Source organism: Actinomadura harenae, from assembly GCF_003696215.1.
Lineage (GTDB): Bacteria > Actinomycetota > Actinomycetes > Streptosporangiales > Streptosporangiaceae > Spirillospora > Spirillospora harenae.
Genome location: NZ_RFFG01000036.1, coordinates 1 through 14,618 on the forward strand (window position 1 = coordinate 1; position 14,618 = coordinate 14,618).

Consider the following 14,618-nt stretch of genomic DNA (forward strand, 5'->3'; position numbering starts at 1 on the left):
TCGGGGTGTCCGGCGCGTACAGCTCCCGTGGGACGGTCCGAAGCGCCGCCTCCACCGAGGGCGGAAGCGTGAGGCCCTTCCCTTCCTGGTCGGCGATCAGCCGGTCGACCATGCGGTCGCGGAGGTTCGCGCTCTCCAGTGTGTCGACGGTCATGACGGCGTCCTCCCGGAATCGTGGCCTGCGGCGGCCTGAGCGGTGCAGGCGCGTGCTGGTGTACCGCCCGGCCATGCTGCCCGAACGAGCCGCCAGCCCCCGCGTGAACAGTTGCTCGACTTGGTTGTTTTCCTCTAAGGCGCACGTCGGCGCGGCTCGGAGTTTTTGCCGTGTGTGGCTCCTGCGTCGGGGGTCGTCCCGTCGAAGTGGCCTTGGCTGTAGTGAAATCGCTTCTGCGGTCCCGTTGAAGGGGGCAGGCTGGAGCCGAGGCTGAAGTGCTGAAAGTTCGGGGAGCCGCTGATGGCAGGCCGCGGCAACCGCCAGTCGAACACCGCCCTCGAGGCGTTACTCCAGCAGGCGCGATGGACTCCCGGGCAGCTCGCGCGCGCGGTGAACCGCCTGGGCCGCGAGGCAGGTCTGAACCTGCGCTACGACGACACCGCGGTTCACCACTGGCTGTCGGGGACCCTTCCACGGGTCCCCGTCCGTCCCCTGGTGTGCGAGGCGCTCGCGCGACGCCTCGAGCGACCCATCACCCTGTTCGCCGCCGGCCTGGGCCCCTGTCAGACCGAACCCACCCCGGCCGCGGACACCGATCGAGGGTGTCCCACCGCCTGGGCGCCTACCCCAGCCTCACCATGCCACCAGGCCCCGAACCTCAGGAAGCCGAACTGGCCCGCCTCCTCGAGCTGAACCAGCGCCTGCACTCCATCGCCCGCGCCAACCAGGAAACCGACCAGACCTGACCCGCCCCCTGGGCGGACGCCACCGGCCACACAGCCCGGGTCCGCGGCGGGCCCCCAGGGGAGGGGAGCGCGACGCGGCACCTCCAAAACGCGCGCACATGAGCAAGACCCCGCAACAGCAGGGCGCAGGTGCGCTGGGCGGCGAGGAACAGGTGCCGGTTGGCGGGGGTGACTCCGAGGTGGAAGTAGTTGACCAGCGGGGGCGCAGTTGTCGATCAGCGGGAGTGTCTGCAGGTGGCCCCGGCCGGGGGCCTCCAGGTGTCAGAGGATGGGCGGACGGCCGGGGCACCTCACCAAGAGCGAGCCGAAGCCGCGGACGCTGTTCACCAAACTCACCGGAGCGTGAGGGTTCGAGTGAGCCTTGGGAGGGTCTTGAAGACTCTCGGGGCGCTTTGGCCCCAAGCGTGCTGGTCGCCTCGGTGGGCTCCCGGCCTGGCTCCGATCGCGGGAACCCAGAGGAGTGTTGTGCGTATCGAGGACAATCCGATTCGGGGGCTCATCCGGGACCTGGTCGCAGGTGTCGACGCCTACGACGACCGGGAGAGCTCCGACCAGAAATGGATGCTCGAGTGGATCGATTCCAGCGCGGAGATCTTCCGCCAGGAGAAGCCGATGACCCCGCCCGAGCATCTCGCCGTCTACGCAGCCCTGCTGGACGAGGACGACGGGGCGATCATGCTCGTCAGCCACCTCAAGGCGCGGCGGTGGCTGTGCCCCGGTGGTCACGTCGACCCCGACGAGGATCCCCGCGAGACCGTGGTGCGGGAACTTCAGGAAGAGCTCGATGTGGACCCGGGGTTCCACTCCCGGTTCGGTGACGGGCCGGCCTTCCTCTCGGTCACCGAGACCGTCCCTCCGCATTCGCACACCGACGTCACGCTCTGGTTCGTGCTGTCGATGCCGCGGCGCTCGCCGATCACGCCTGACCCAGCGGAGTTCTCGGCGGTGCGCTGGTTCCAGCTGGACGACCCGGAAGGCTGGCAGGCCGAGAACTGCTTCGACCCGGAGATGAGCCGGTTCGTGAGGAAGGTCGCTGCCGCGTTGGAGCCCGTGGACGTCTCCTGACCGCAGCGGCCGGGCGGCCCGTCACCGTGAATCCGCCAGGGTGACGGTAGCGAGCAGAGCGGCGTGGTCGGTGTGCCGCGCGACCCGTGGCGTGTGGTCGTAGAGGCAGGTGTCGATGGTCCCCACATGGGGGCTCGCCAGGGCGTGGTCAAGGTGTTGGGCTCCGTAGCGGTCGCTGAGGCAGCTTTGGCCGCCGGTGGGGTTCTTGTGACGGTAGGCGTCCTGGGTGCCCAGGCCGATCAGGCCGGTGTAGAAGTCGTAGTCGTGTTGGCGGAACGCCGGCAGTGCCGGGACGTGGCCGGGCTCGATCACGTTCAGGTCGCCGGCGATGCACAGGCGTGCTGTGTCCAGGCCGTGCAGGTAGGCCAGGAGCTGCTGCTGGAAGTCGTGGCGGCGGGTGCTGCTGTCGTCGGTCATCCCGTTGGCCGGCCCGTACACCCCGACCAGCTGCACGGCGGTCGTGGCGGCTGGTGAGCCGAGGGTCACGGCAACGATCCGAGGGTCGGGCAATTGTGGCGTGATCAGCTCGGTGGTGAAGCCGTGGGTGGCGATCAGAGTGTGGTGGCGTGCGGCGCTCCACGCGGGGTGGAGGCGGACGTTGTAGCCGTCGGCGCGCAGTACCTCGACCGCAAGCCCGCCGCCCTGTCCGGCGGCCAGCGCCAGCGCGTCGCGATGGGCCGCGCGATCGTCCGGCAGCCGTAGGCGTTCCTCATGGACGAGCCGCTGTCGAACCTGGACGCCAAGCTCCGCGTGTCCATGCGCGCCTCGCTGAGCCAGCTCCACGCGAGCCTCGGCGTCACCACCGTGTACGTCACGCACGACCAGGTCGAGGCCATGACCCTCGGCACCCGCGTCTGCGTCCTGCGCGAGGGCAAGCTCCAGCAGGTCGACACCCCGCAGCGCCTGTTCGACCACCCCGTGAACCTGTTCGTCGCCGGGTTCATCGGCTCCCCCGCCATGAACTTCGTCGAGGCTTGGATCGAGGTTGGAAGGAGTGTTGATCAACTTCGCCCAAGCAGGGTATGCATCGCGTGCGGTTTTGCTGTGCAATGCGTGCGCCGATGGCTGGGCCGACGGGGCTGCCTCCGGTCGGCGTGATCTTGTAACGTGCCTGGTGTGCGCGTTGCGGAAGATGAGGCCCCTCTGGGGCGATGTGGCGAACTCGACGCGGCCGGGTCCATGGCGGATAAGGTCGGCTGGTACACCGAAGTGCTGTCCCGTACGTCGATGCCGTCGGAGATCCACCCCACCAACTCCGACGAATTCCATGCCGAAGGGACTCTGCTGGGCCTCGGGGCCATTCGGGTGGCCAGGTTCACCCACTCCCCGCTTCTCTCGCGCCGAACGCCGAGACTGATCCGCGCGGGGGACCCGGAGCAGTACCAGCTGGTGCTGCTCCTCAAAGGTGCCGCATGGTTCACGCAGAATGGATTCGAGGCGAGCCTTCAACCTCGGGACATGGCACTGTGGGACACCTCCCGCCCCTATGAATACGGCTCGGGACTGGACGGCCGCGACGTCGAGGCGGTCGTCCTCCAAATTCCCAAGGCCGTGATGCCGCTGCCGGCTCAGCAGGTTGACCGGTTCCTGGCTCGGCGCCTCACCGCCGGCAAAGGGCTAGAGGTGGTCTTGTCAGACTTCTTGCTCTCGCTCACCATCAATGGCCCTGACACCTGTCCAGGCAGCCTGGACGCCCTGGGGAGCATGGCGGTGGAGTTGGTCGCCGCCAGCCTCGCCCAACAGCTCGGAGCCCAGCGGGAAACTCCAGCCGAGGTCCGCGCTCACGTGTTGCTCCGCCGGATCAACAGTTTCATCGACCAGAACCTGGGCCAGCCCGACCTGACTCCCCGCCTGATCGCCGACCGTCACCACATCTCGCTGCGGACGCTCTACACGCTGTTCGAGGGCGAACCCGAGGGGGTCGCGGAGTCAATCCGGCGCCGCAGACTCGAGCAGTGCCGCGCTGACCTCTCTTCCCCGAGACTGCAGGACGAGCCGGTCCAGGCCATCGCCGGCCGCTGGGGCTTCGCCAACGCCCCGGCCTTCAGCCGCCTTTTCCGCGTCGTCTACGGAACCACCCCCAGCGACTACCGTCACCACATCCTCGGCACCCGAGAACACGCCTCGGACGCCGCGGCTGATGGTGAGATGCCAGCGTTGGTCCCAGGCCCGTCATGAGGGCCCGCATGTGGCAGCGCGCGGAGGCCCGGCCTTGCCGTGGTTCGCCGTACGAGGGGACGAGCACTCTGTGAGTGGTCAATGTGCAAGGGGCCGACGGAATCTCATCAGGCGCAAGCCTGTTCCCGCCGGCCCTCCATGCTCCCTGCCGCCGACGTCCGCCGCTAGCGGGGCGGGGCAGAAGCCTTGCGGCATTCAGCCCCCATCGTGGACAGGGCCGTTTCCACGCGCCCCCTCCACACCTGCGCCGCCTGGTTCTCGCTGTAGTTCATGCGGTCCGGGTTGGGGAGACCGACCATCCAGCGATACGCCTCGACCCACGCAGATGGAGCCCGATTGAGGTCATCCCAGCGGGGATCAATCCGCGCGGCTCGGGCGGACAGGTTCGCTGTTTGGCCCTCTGCCTGGCTGGCCGGCACAACTTGCTCGTGGCTGTTCGCTGCGCTGCCCTTGACGCTTCGGTGTATCCGCTCGCACGCTTGCCGAGCGAATCCGGCCGCTTGCGAGCCGCCGTCCCGGCCGGAACAGCCAACCAGCACCAGCGTGGCCGTGATCACACCGCACAGGATTCGAACACGGTTCGTCGTCCCAAACGACAACCAGTCGGTGGCGTGATCCGCGCCTTCGACACGCTCCGTCCTCGGGGACCGTCGCAGTTGCTCATCAACCGCTGAGCTGCCGGCGCGGCCCGCTCATGGGGACGTCATGAAGTCGTTCACCGGGTTGTACTCCATCCGTGTCGGATGCTTGCCCTTGGGGATCTCGAACAGGACCCATCCCCGGACGCAGTCGCCGACTCGCACGACCTTCGGCGGTGGTGCTGGGTAGAGCGGGACGCTGAACCAGTCGTCCGCCCATTCGCCTGGCGGCCGCCCCACAGCAGCATTCGACATGCCGTCGGCACGCCAGAATGATCTGTGCCCGCTCGGCCGCCTTCGGTCCCATGCCCCCGTCCGACGCACCAACTCGGCACGCTCGTCCTCAGACAGCGTGATCGACACAGCAGAAGGCCCAGAATGCGACACCAGAAAAGGGCAGCAACTTACCCTCGTGATTTGCGGCGCATCACACTAGATCCCCACCCGAGGGAACATGTGGATCTCCAGCGGTACGGCACCGCACTGTGCGGGTGCTCCACCGGCGACCCGTACCAGGACCCCGAATGGCCCTGCGACACCATCCGCGCTCTCGACAACGTCCTGCCCGACAGCGAATACCCGGAGGCCCGCGAGTGATCCGCGCCGCCTGCGACCACTAGCCCATCCACGATCGGGGGGAACCTCTGGGCTCACCTGCCCCGTCGCCTACTGCGACCGCACCATGCCCGGCACCGCCACCATCTGCGGCGCCTGTTCGAACAACCTCGCCCGCTCCCTCGCCGACGTACCCTGGCTCGTCCAGGAGCTCGACCTCGTCCTGTCCCTGCAGACCTCGAAGGCCGGCGGCGGTAGGTCGACGGAGACCCGCTCGCTTATGGCGAGCGCGCCTCCCTCGCCGAGGAACCCCTCCGCAACGCGCTCGTGGGTTGGGTTCGCGACCTGCGCGAGCGCGAGCCGCACAAGCGCTACGGCCCCGCCTGCGCGGCCTGCGAGCACCCGTCGCGCGCCATGCTCGCACCGCTGCACGGCACGCTCCCGTCGATGGCGGCCTGGCTCCATGCCCGCTCCCACTGGCTGCTCCGGCACCCCGCGGTCGTCGAGATCCACGAGGAGATCACCGATGCCGTCCACGGTGCACGCCGCGCGATCGACCGACCGCGCGGCTACGTGTATGCCGGGCCCTGCAACGCCTGCGAGATCGCCCTGTACGCCAAGCCGGGCGCGACGAACGTACGGTGCCGGGAGTGCCGCGCCGTGCACGACGTCGAGGCCCGCCGCGAATGGATGCGGCGCGAATGCGAGCATCTGCTCGGGTCATCGTCGTGGGTCGCGATGGCCTGCACCGGACTCGGTGTCCTCGTCGCCGAATCCACGGTCCGCATGGGGTGGAGCGCGGAAAGCTTCAGCCGCGCGACCATGCCGCCACGTTCACCGGGAAGGCGCGCCGCCCGCTGTACAGGGTGGGGGACGTCATCGCCGTCGCGACCGGGCAGATGCTCGCGTACAGCACATAACCGGGTGAGCGGCGGCCTTGCCGCGGCGCGCCGTTCGATGAATCTGAACACTCTGTGAGTGGTCATGTGCATGGGGCCGATGGGAGGCTCAGCAGGCGCAAGCTTGTTCCCATCGGCCCATAACTATTTGTCGAGCCTGAGGGTGAGTCTCATCGCCACCAAACGTCCCAAAGATTCATACCCGGCCGCACGGCCGCGCAATTGGGGATCGGCGATCAGTTCAAATGCCCGAAAGGTGGAATTGCACAGATGGCCCCTGATGCGGAGAGCGGCGACAGTGACCCGCAGAGCCTAAGCCCGGGACTCCATCCAGTAGTGACCGGGATTAATTACGCAGGACCCACTGTACACTTCGCTTGTCCTTCCAGGGGGTGCCCATTCGCCATAGAGGGTAGTCGTATATGGATATCGGTCGGTGTTGCACTGGGCGACGGCCCTGTAGGTAGTAGAGCCATACCCGTCGCAACGGACGCCTGCGTACGTCTCTTTCCAGCCGGAGGCCCACTGATAGTAAGTCCAATTGCAGTTCCAGATCTCGGCGTGAGCCGGGGTGGAAACGGCGGAGACGACTCCCGTTGTGATGGCGAGCGTCATGAGTGACGCCATGGCCTTTTTGCGGATTCTCACTAGCGACTCCTGGTGATCGCGAGGGCTTTGTTCCTCACAGCGGGAATCTAGGGTCTGCGGGACGTGTCGATGTGTGCGCGACGTGCAGCTTCACATGCAATGTGTGCACCCATGCCTGCGGGGACGGAGCGTCATCGACTCGTGCGATTTTGTGAGCGGAATCCATGTCAACATTGGGATAGATGGAGACTGGTTGGATACTGAAGCTCATGTTCGCGCCATTCGTCCCACCTCGCGTGACGCGCACCTTTAAGTGGGATATGTCGGAGTCGTGGGTGGATCGCGCATGACGAGGGCCTTGGTCGGCCACTGGACCGTGTCACGGAGTTGCGGGAGGGGCTCTTGGTGTCGGCCAGGTCACCGTGACCGTGGCCCGAGGTGCTCGGACGCGGCCGACTTGCTTTTGAGAAAGCTGTGACGCAAGATTTGTGTAACCTGATCTACGTGTGGCCAAAGCCCGGCCCTGCCCGGGCCTTCCGCGTGGCCGGGGTGGCGACCTGCCAGGCTGTGGTCCCGAGTCTCCGGCGACGGCGGGCGGAACTGAGGGGTCCCGCTCCGCCGCCGCCGGCACCTCCCGCGAGGCGCGTAGCCACTCCCGTGAACTTCAGCCCATCGCGGGCCCGTCACCTCGTAGTTGCGTAAGCGCGCTTACGCAACTACGAGGTGACCCGCGGCCCCGTAGGGCCCTTGAGGTACGCAAGTCGACTTGCGTACCTCGCTAGTGCTCCTACCGACTCGCCCAGGACCGCGCCCGAGACCAGGTGGCCAGCCGACCACCACACCACAGCTCACGATGGCGGGACGGGGCAGCGTACTGGTGAGCTCCCGTATTCGACTGTCGCCGGTTCCCCGTGGAGCCCCGCCTGGATGGTTACCGTAGGTAATCTGATAGCGGCGTGCGACAACGGGGCCGGCCTCCTGGAGATGCTGACGGATGGTCGCGGTGAGTCCGGGAGTGGGGATGCCGAGGTCGTTGATCAGCTCGGCGGGAGCGTGAAGCATTTGTCCCACCCCCGCCTGGGGCTGTCATGTCGTGTGGATGGCGACCTTCAAGACCGGAAGCACCCGGCCTGGGGCGACCTCTCGTTCGCCGATGCGCTCGGCTCCCATTCGCAGGTAGAACCCTTCGGCGTGAGGGTCGGATTCCAGGGTCAAGGTGTGAAAGCCCGCGCTGCGGGCCGAGGCGACGGCGTGTTCCCAGAGCGTCCGCCCCAGCCCGGTGCCGATCACCTCAGGTTCGAGGAATAGGTCTGCCAGCTCGCCGTGCGGAGGTTCGCCTGTGATCTGGTAATAGCCCGCCACCGCACCGTCCCGCTCCGCGACAACAACATGCCCGTCACGAATGGTGGCGGAGCTGACCGACAGCATTTCCGCCATCCGATCCAGCATCGCCTGTGGATAACCCCAGTGCCCCTTCGACCGCCGTGTCAGCGCTGTGAGCACTCCCGCCTCATCGGGCTCGGCAGTTCGCAAGATGATCTTGTTCATGGGGCGAGTATCACCTACCTTGCCCTTCTGGGACGAAGGGATTTCACTCGGCAGACCCCGGTCGAGCCCCAGCGCCAGTTGTCGGCCCGGGGCTCGCCGGGTAGCCCCGGTGCATTACTGCACCGGGGCCCCCTCAGAACCGTGCGTGCAACTCGTCGCTGCACACGGCTCAAGCAAGCCGCCGGGGCGGTTCAGGTTTGCTGTGCTGGGCTCCTGCGCTGGTGGGCGAGATATCCACGGTGGCAGGAGGCGTGAACGAGGCGGGTCTGATCACCGTCCGGTGAGCTGGGTCTCCCGTGGTGCACGAGGTAATCGCTCGCGATCGCTCGACGGGTGACGTGCAGCCACCAGTGTGCCCATTGTTCAGGCGACTGTGGCGGTTGCTCGGCGGTCAGCAGGTGGTCTCCGCAGAGCGGGCAGCGCGCGTCCTGCCTGGTGAGCAGGCGTAGCGTGTACCGGTCTATCGGGGGTTTAACCCGCTTGCGCCGTTCGGCCCAGTACTCGACCTGGTCAGGATCATCGGGTGATGCCCTGCCCTGGACGAGGGTGTGCCGGACGATGTTGTTCCAGGCGAACTTGGGTAGGTAGGCGCCGCTTTCGGGGTCGCCGAACACCCACTTGTCGTTCCTGAACTTGTTGAACTTGCCGAAATGCCGGTTGACGGTCCAGTACGTCGGCTTGTTCGGGTGGCTGTGTTTGGCCCACTTGAAGGTGAGCGCCCATACGTAGTGGTCCAAGGAGGCGAACTCCTCGGACGACACCACACTGCGGTAGTAGGCGGCCCATCCCCGGACGATGGGGTCGAGCCGGGAGATGACCGCCTTCGCGTTCGAGCCGCGCAGAGCGCGCATCTCGGTCGCGAGCCGCAGCTTCAGCCGTTTCACCGCTGGGGCACTCGGCGTGGTCAGCAGCTTGCCGTTGGGATAGCGGCGGATGTGGAACCCGAGGAAGTCGAACCCCTCACCGAGGTGCACGATTCGTGTCTTGTCCTCGTTGAAGACCAGACCCCTGGGTTCCAGCCACTCGGCGAGCCGCTCCTTTACCTGCTTGGCCTGCTCCTGGCTGTGGCAGAGCGCGACAACGTCATCGGCGTATCTGACCACGATCGGGCAGCCCGCCACCGTGTCCCCGGCCCGTGAGCCGGTGTGGTAGCGGACCCCTGCGGCGGCCTCCAGGCCGTGCAGCGCGATGTTCAGCAAGCACGGTGAGATCACCCCGCCTTGAGGAGTTCCCTCCCCTGTCGGCGCGAATCCCTTTCCGGTCTCGAACACTCCTGCCTTCAGCCAGGCTCGGACCATGTCCCTGGCGGGGAACGCTCCGATGGCTTCGAGCAGCCGCGAGTGGTCGATCTTGTCGAAAGCCGCCGCCAGGTCGGCGTCCAGCACCCAGGTCCGTTTTGCCAGCTTCTGGCAAGTGGCCTGAAAGATGGACTCAATCGCGTCCTGGCAACTACGTCCCGGCCGGAACCCATACGATCTGGGCTCGAACCGGGCCTCCCACTCGGGTTCCAGCGCGTTACGAACCCGTGCCTGATGACACCGATCCATGATCACCGGAATGCCGAGGGGACGCAGTTTTGCTGCGCTACCGGCCTTTGGTATGAACACCCGTTTGACCGCGCGCGGATTCCAGGTGCCGATGGTGGAATGCACACGCACCGCCACCTTCGCCCTGGCCTCGGAGGTCAGTGCGACCTCCCCGTCAATGCCCGCGGTCTTGCGGCCAGCATTCCGCTGAGTCACCTGGCGCACGCTGAGCAGCGTGTTGGCCCGGCTCCGCAGCATCAGTTTCTGCAAGTTCCTGGCCTTGGGCCAGTCACCTTCCTGAACCGCCTTGAAGATCCTGCCCCGCAGCCGCCGTACTTCGTCCTCAACGGTCCGCCACTCGATGTGTTCCCATCGGTCGGCATCGACGTTGAGGAGGAGGCCCTCCGGTCCGTTCACCATGTGGTGTCCAACTTGCCCTTCGGTATCAACGGCATCGACACTTCGTCTTCAAAGGCTCACCTGCCCACGTCAGCACCTTCACGGGCACGGGCACCAGGCCCGATATCCGGCCAGTTATGCGGGACCTCAGCGGAGGAGCTGATCTTCATGCCCCGGGTTCCTGTCGCCTTTCGGCCGCCGGCCTTCGCTTCTTAGGCATCCTGTTCCCGGCAGGGAGTTCAGCTCTCCTCACGGTCGGCCTACCGCTTCCGGGCAACTTCCCGGTCGCGGACCCTGACGGGGTTTCCATGTTCCGCACGCATGAGACACGGCTGGGGCCGGGCGTCCTCTGTACCCCGGAGGCAACGGTGTTCACACGGTCGAGGACCCTCCTCAACCGCCGTCTGCCGCCTTCCAACGGCTGGCCTCTCCCATTCCGGACCTTCTTGCCCGTCCCGGAGCGTTGACATGACGAGGCATCAGCGAGGATTCACGGTCGTTCGCCCCACCCAGCCTTCCCCCGCCTGTAGCCCCCGGACGGATCGGGAGCCCTTGGACTTACCCTGAGCTCCGCACCTCGCAGTTGCCCGCGACGCACGTCAGGGCGGGGACAGGTCTCGAACACTGACCCGGACTACGCACTCGACAACATCGAGCCTCCTTCTACGTACTCACTCAACGCGTGCGACCTCATGTCGCAAGGGTCCGTGTCACCAGCCCCAAAGTAGATAGTTCATGCAGGTCAGAGCCTCGCGGAACGGTCTCGCAGAACCTCGGGATTGTGAGGGACGTTCTGCGAGACGGCGACCTGCGGAAACGTGGCGGCGCGCTGACCTCGCAGAACCGGTCATTTCTGCGAGCACACCGTCACAACCGTCACGCAGAGCTACTTTGCCTCGGGTGACACGAACCCGAGTCCCGGGCCAAGAATCCCCAGAGTTCAGGCGGACTGAGGGTTCCTCGAGGCGAACCGAAGGATGCTCAGGCTTCATGTGGGCGGTGGACCCTTGGGTTCGGGAGAACCGGCGGGGCTTGTTCTTCGGCTGCTGCGGTGAGGAGCACGCGGGCGTTTTCCGCGTAGCGGATGGCGGTCTTGGGATCGAGTCCGAAGACGGTGGCCAGGTGCAGGGGGTCGGGGCCGTGGGTGAGGGCTTCGTCGAGTTGGCGGTGGATGCGTAGCCGGTCGATCGTGGCGGCCAGGCGGCGGAAGTCAGGTGCTGGTCGCCGGGGTCAGCACCGGGCTCATCGGCGCGCTGGTCGTCATGGGCAACGCCGCGGTCGACGGAACATGCGAACTCGTTCTCGGCTCCGGAGGCTGGCAGGAGGTCGCCAGCGGCGACGGCGGGTTCAAGAAGATCGCCGGGAGCCTGGCCTCGCTCTCCACCAACCCGGCCGCGACCCCCTGGACGCCGCCCGTCCCTAGCGCCTACGCTCAGCGCGGCGCTGCTCGCCCCCGCCCGGGCGCTTTGCGGGCGGGGGGAACGCGGCGCCGACATCGCATGTTCCCCGCCTTGCGGGGATGGACCGGTAGACAGATCCTTTGAGTCTCGGTCGACCTTGCGGTCCCCGCCCTTGCGGGGATGGCCGCCGCCCCTCGGTTTTCAAGGGGCTTGCGGCGTCTGGTCAGGCGCTCGTGTCCTGTCCCCAGTGTTTGACGCCGATGTCGTGGGCGATGTCCGCGCGGATCCGGGTCGCGTCGTCGTGCCCGCGTGCGGCGTCGCGCCGTAGGGCGACCGGTGCGCCGGGTTCGGGGCCGCTGAGGGCCGCCAGCGCGCGCTTGAACGGGGCACCCTGGTGCTCGTGCTGCTGGAGCATCCGCGACCACGGGGACGGCTCACCTCGGCGGGGGGTCCTGTCGGAGGATAGGCGGGGTCATCGGGCCTTGTGGCCGATGCCGCCGAAGACGTCCGCCGCGGCGGGGGCTGGCCGGCTGCTGGGGTCGGGTCGCCAGTGGGGCAGCGGCACGACCCCGGGGTCGATCAGGTCCAGGCCGGTGAAGAACCCGGCGATCCGCTGGGGACTGCGGAGCACATAGGGGATGGCGCCGGAGGCGTTGTAGCCGTCCTGTGCGCGGGCGAAGGCGGAGTTGATGTCGGTGCCGTCCCTGAGCGCCAGGTAGCTGCCGGGTGGCAGGGCCCGCAGGAGTCGGGACACGATGTCGCGGGCGTCGCAGTAGTCGAGGATGTGGCCGAGGACGCCCATGAACAGCAGGCCGATGGGCTGGGTGAAGTCGAGTAGCTGACCGGTCTGGTCCAGGATCCGGTCGAGGTCGTGTAGGTCGGCGTCGATGAATCCGGTGGCGCCTTCGGGGGTGCTGGTGAGCAGCGCCTGACAGTGGTTGAGGACCATCGCGTCGTTGTCGACGTACACCACGCGGCAATCGGCGGCTGCGGCCTGGGCGACCTGGTGGGTGTGGTCGTCGGCGGGCAGGCCGGTGCCGACGTCCAGGAACTGCCGGACTCCTGCGCAGGTGACCATCCAGCGGACGGCGCGAGCGGTGAAGGCGCGTTCGGCCCGCGCCAGGGCGAAGATCTCCGGGTAGACCAGGGCGAAGGCGTCGCCGGTGTCCTGGTCGACCGTGAAGTAGTCCTTCCCGCCGAGCCAGTAGTTCCGGATCCGGGCCGCGTTGGGAGTGCTGGTGTCGATGCCGCCCATCAGGTCCGATTGCAGACAGGACAGGTCATCGGGGCCGGTGGCCATCGTGGTCTCCTGGGCTGGGAGGTGGCGCCACTCCCATCACACCAAAGGCTCAAGGCCGAGTGCACGAATTCGGCAGTCATTTGACAGACGGCGGCCGCAGGAGGGCATCAAGGAACAGGACCGAATCCCGCGGGGAGCATGCCGCCGCGGTCAGCTTCTCGAAGTGGGCAGTGAAGTAGTCCACTTCGCGCCGCTGCGTGGGGTACAGGGCGAGCTCGGCGCCGCCGGGATTCTCCAGGAACGCGATGTCGCTGAGTGCGGGGTCGGTGAACCGCAGGACCGTGAGCGGCCCGGTGAAGGCCTGGCCGCCTTCGTCGGCGCCCATGATCTGCAGGACGATGTTGGGGCGCCCGGCAAGTGCGATCAGGTGCCTGATCTGTGCGCGCATCATCGTGGAGCTGCCCATGTCGTCGCGGACCGCGAGCTCGTTCAGCACCATCCACACCCTGGGCGGCGCCGTCTGGTGGAGCAGTTCCTGACGGCACAGCCGCAGCTCCACGCGCCGGGTCAGCTCCTGGGCGGAGACGTCGGGCAGGTCTCGGAGGATCAGCTGCCGGGCGTACTCGCTGGTCTGCAGCAGGGTCGGGATCGTGTTCGGGGCATAGGTTCGGATCATCGACACCCCCGACGACTCGGCCATGAGGAATCCCAGCAGCCACCAGGGCACGATGTCCTGGTAGTCACGCCAGGCAGCGTCCCGGCTGAGCCCGTCCAGCACGGGCCACACTTCCCCGTCCGGCTCCCGGCGTCGGCCCCCGAGACCTGTGCCTCCCAGGCTCTGGCGAGGCTGCCCAGGGGTGTGGCGAGACGGGCCGCAGAGTAGACCCGCCGCGTCCTGCCTGCGCACGAGTTCGTGGGGCACGCGAGGGAGCATCACCGCAGCGGGCCCGCCCGGCGACGGCACCAGAGTGCCCGGAACGTGGGGTCGGCCCTTCTCCGCCGCCTCGAACACACGCTTCAGGTCCTCCAGGGGAACCATGTGACCGAGGTCGATGCCTTTCATCTCCGCGTGTCGCTGCAGCGTCACCCACAGGGACACCACCAGCTGCCATCGCAACCGCTGACGCGGCCGGTCACGCTGCCGCTTGAAAATGTCGTTGGTGGTCGAATGCGGAAGCTTCTCGACTTCCTCGCCGTCAACTTTGACGCCTGCCACTTCCAGTTGTTTTGCCAGTTCCGCTGAAAGATCTTCGATGGTCTGATAGCTGGGCGATCCGGCGGTGCTCCGGTTGACGTCCAGCAGCGAGATCACCGCGTCATAGCGGCCAACGCGATCATCTGTCATAACCCTGGGGCCCGTTCTGTTCAAGGTCACCTACCTGCGCGACCTGGACCTGCACCACCGGAACCCGGGGGGCAGGCCGCGCGGAGAGCACATGATCCCACCATCGGCGGCCCGCGGTGGAGGTCGGACGACACATTCCGAATAGGGAACGCACCGGGGCCCACCGCGGGATCCCGCATAACGAATCATGATGCACGCGGACCTATCCGGATGCATTCCCGGATGACGGCCGGATGCCGCCCCCACACCCGGGGTGTATGACCCGGATGCAAACCGGATGGGCGAGTCATTTGCCCGACTTGCGCGGCATGTCTTATCCAGGGCCATCCGGAATGGT

General features: G+C 67.1%; 13 protein-coding genes and 1 pseudogene. 7 read left to right on the forward strand and 7 right to left on the reverse strand.

Annotated features, from left to right (window positions below):
* Nucleotides 1-756 precede the first annotated feature (756 nt).
* Complete coding sequence (locus tag EBO15_RS44295) at nt 757-900, forward strand: hypothetical protein (protein ID WP_158628298.1); 144 nt, start codon at nt 757-759, stop codon at nt 898-900.
* Nucleotides 901-1,365: 465 nt separating this feature from the next.
* Entirely contained in the window at nt 1,366-1,965 is a 600-nt protein-coding gene (locus EBO15_RS20585) for an NUDIX hydrolase (RefSeq protein WP_199744693.1), read from the forward strand.
* 21 nt (nt 1,966-1,986) lie between these two features.
* On the opposite strand, the gene EBO15_RS20590 is transcribed toward EBO15_RS20585, so the two are convergent.
* Entirely contained in the window at nt 1,987-2,451 is a 465-nt protein-coding gene (locus tag EBO15_RS20590; RefSeq protein WP_122196056.1) for an exonuclease/endonuclease/phosphatase family protein, read from the reverse strand.
* A 132-nt stretch (nt 2,452-2,583) separates the two neighbouring features.
* Here EBO15_RS20590 and EBO15_RS20595 point away from each other — a divergent pair.
* Nucleotides 2,584-2,949 (forward strand): annotated as a pseudogene (locus tag EBO15_RS20595) (ABC transporter ATP-binding protein); the annotation flags it as partial.
* 132 nt (nt 2,950-3,081) lie between these two features.
* Nucleotides 3,082-4,143, forward strand: a complete 1,062-nt coding sequence (locus EBO15_RS20600; RefSeq protein WP_199744694.1) for an AraC-like ligand-binding domain-containing protein — start codon at nt 3,082-3,084, stop codon at nt 4,141-4,143.
* A 692-nt stretch (nt 4,144-4,835) separates the two neighbouring features.
* On the opposite strand, the gene EBO15_RS43685 is transcribed toward EBO15_RS20600, so the two are convergent.
* Nucleotides 4,836-5,021, reverse strand: coding sequence for a DUF4352 domain-containing protein (locus tag EBO15_RS43685; protein ID WP_147481577.1), 186 nt, complete (start codon nt 5,019-5,021; stop codon nt 4,836-4,838).
* Between the two features lie 216 nt (nt 5,022-5,237).
* On the opposite strand from EBO15_RS43685, the gene EBO15_RS44300 reads away from it, so the two are divergent.
* Together EBO15_RS44300 and EBO15_RS43690 are read left to right on the forward strand one after the other, a co-directional pair.
* Nucleotides 5,238-5,378 (forward strand): hypothetical protein, encoded by a 141-nt coding sequence (locus tag EBO15_RS44300; RefSeq protein WP_158628299.1) that lies wholly within the window; start codon nt 5,238-5,240, stop codon nt 5,376-5,378.
* A gap of 285 nt (nt 5,379-5,663) precedes the next feature.
* Nucleotides 5,664-6,314 (forward strand): hypothetical protein, encoded by a 651-nt coding sequence (locus EBO15_RS43690; RefSeq protein WP_147481578.1) that lies wholly within the window; start codon nt 5,664-5,666, stop codon nt 6,312-6,314.
* Nucleotides 6,315-7,909: 1,595 nt separating this feature from the next.
* On the opposite strand, the gene EBO15_RS20615 is transcribed toward EBO15_RS43690, so the two are convergent.
* A complete protein-coding gene (locus EBO15_RS20615; RefSeq protein ID WP_122196059.1) occupies nt 7,910-8,371 on the reverse strand; it encodes a GNAT family N-acetyltransferase in 462 nt (153 codons plus the stop codon).
* Between the two features lie 191 nt (nt 8,372-8,562).
* The gene (ltrA, locus tag EBO15_RS20620) at nt 8,563-10,317 is read right to left on the reverse strand and encodes a group II intron reverse transcriptase/maturase (protein WP_122196060.1); all 1,755 of its coding nucleotides are present in this window, start codon (nt 10,315-10,317) and stop codon (nt 8,563-8,565) included.
* Nucleotides 10,318-11,510: 1,193 nt separating this feature from the next.
* On the opposite strand from ltrA, the gene EBO15_RS20630 reads away from it, so the two are divergent.
* Nucleotides 11,511-11,840, forward strand: coding sequence for a hypothetical protein (locus EBO15_RS20630; RefSeq protein ID WP_122196061.1), 330 nt, complete (start codon nt 11,511-11,513; stop codon nt 11,838-11,840).
* A gap of 79 nt (nt 11,841-11,919) precedes the next feature.
* Here the strand turns inward: EBO15_RS20630 and EBO15_RS20635 are convergent, their stop codons facing one another.
* The 3 genes from EBO15_RS20635 to EBO15_RS20645 all read right to left on the reverse strand — a co-directional run bounded on the left by EBO15_RS20635 (nt 11,920) and on the right by EBO15_RS20645 (nt 14,248).
* Nucleotides 11,920-12,111, reverse strand: coding sequence for a hypothetical protein (locus EBO15_RS20635; protein ID WP_122196062.1), 192 nt, complete (start codon nt 12,109-12,111; stop codon nt 11,920-11,922).
* Nucleotides 12,112-12,168: 57 nt separating this feature from the next.
* A complete protein-coding gene (locus EBO15_RS20640) occupies nt 12,169-12,996 on the reverse strand; it encodes an SAM-dependent methyltransferase (RefSeq protein WP_233616321.1) in 828 nt (275 codons plus the stop codon).
* 76 nt (nt 12,997-13,072) lie between these two features.
* Entirely contained in the window at nt 13,073-14,248 is a 1,176-nt protein-coding gene (locus EBO15_RS20645; protein ID WP_147481579.1) for a DUF5753 domain-containing protein, read from the reverse strand.
* Nucleotides 14,249-14,618 lie beyond the last annotated feature (370 nt).

Coding starts and splice junctions, on each gene's coding strand:
- EBO15_RS20615 (WP_122196059.1), bottom strand. CDS start 8,371: ATGAACAAGATCATCTTGCGAACTGCCGAGCCCGATGAGGCGGGAGTG.
- ltrA (WP_122196060.1), bottom strand. CDS start 10,317: ATGGTGAACGGACCGGAGGGCCTCCTCCTCAACGTCGATGCCGACCGA.
- EBO15_RS20635 (WP_122196062.1), bottom strand. CDS start 12,111: ATGCTCCAGCAGCACGAGCACCAGGGTGCCCCGTTCAAGCGCGCGCTG.
- EBO15_RS20640 (WP_233616321.1), bottom strand. CDS start 12,996: ATGGCCACCGGCCCCGATGACCTGTCCTGTCTGCAATCGGACCTGATG.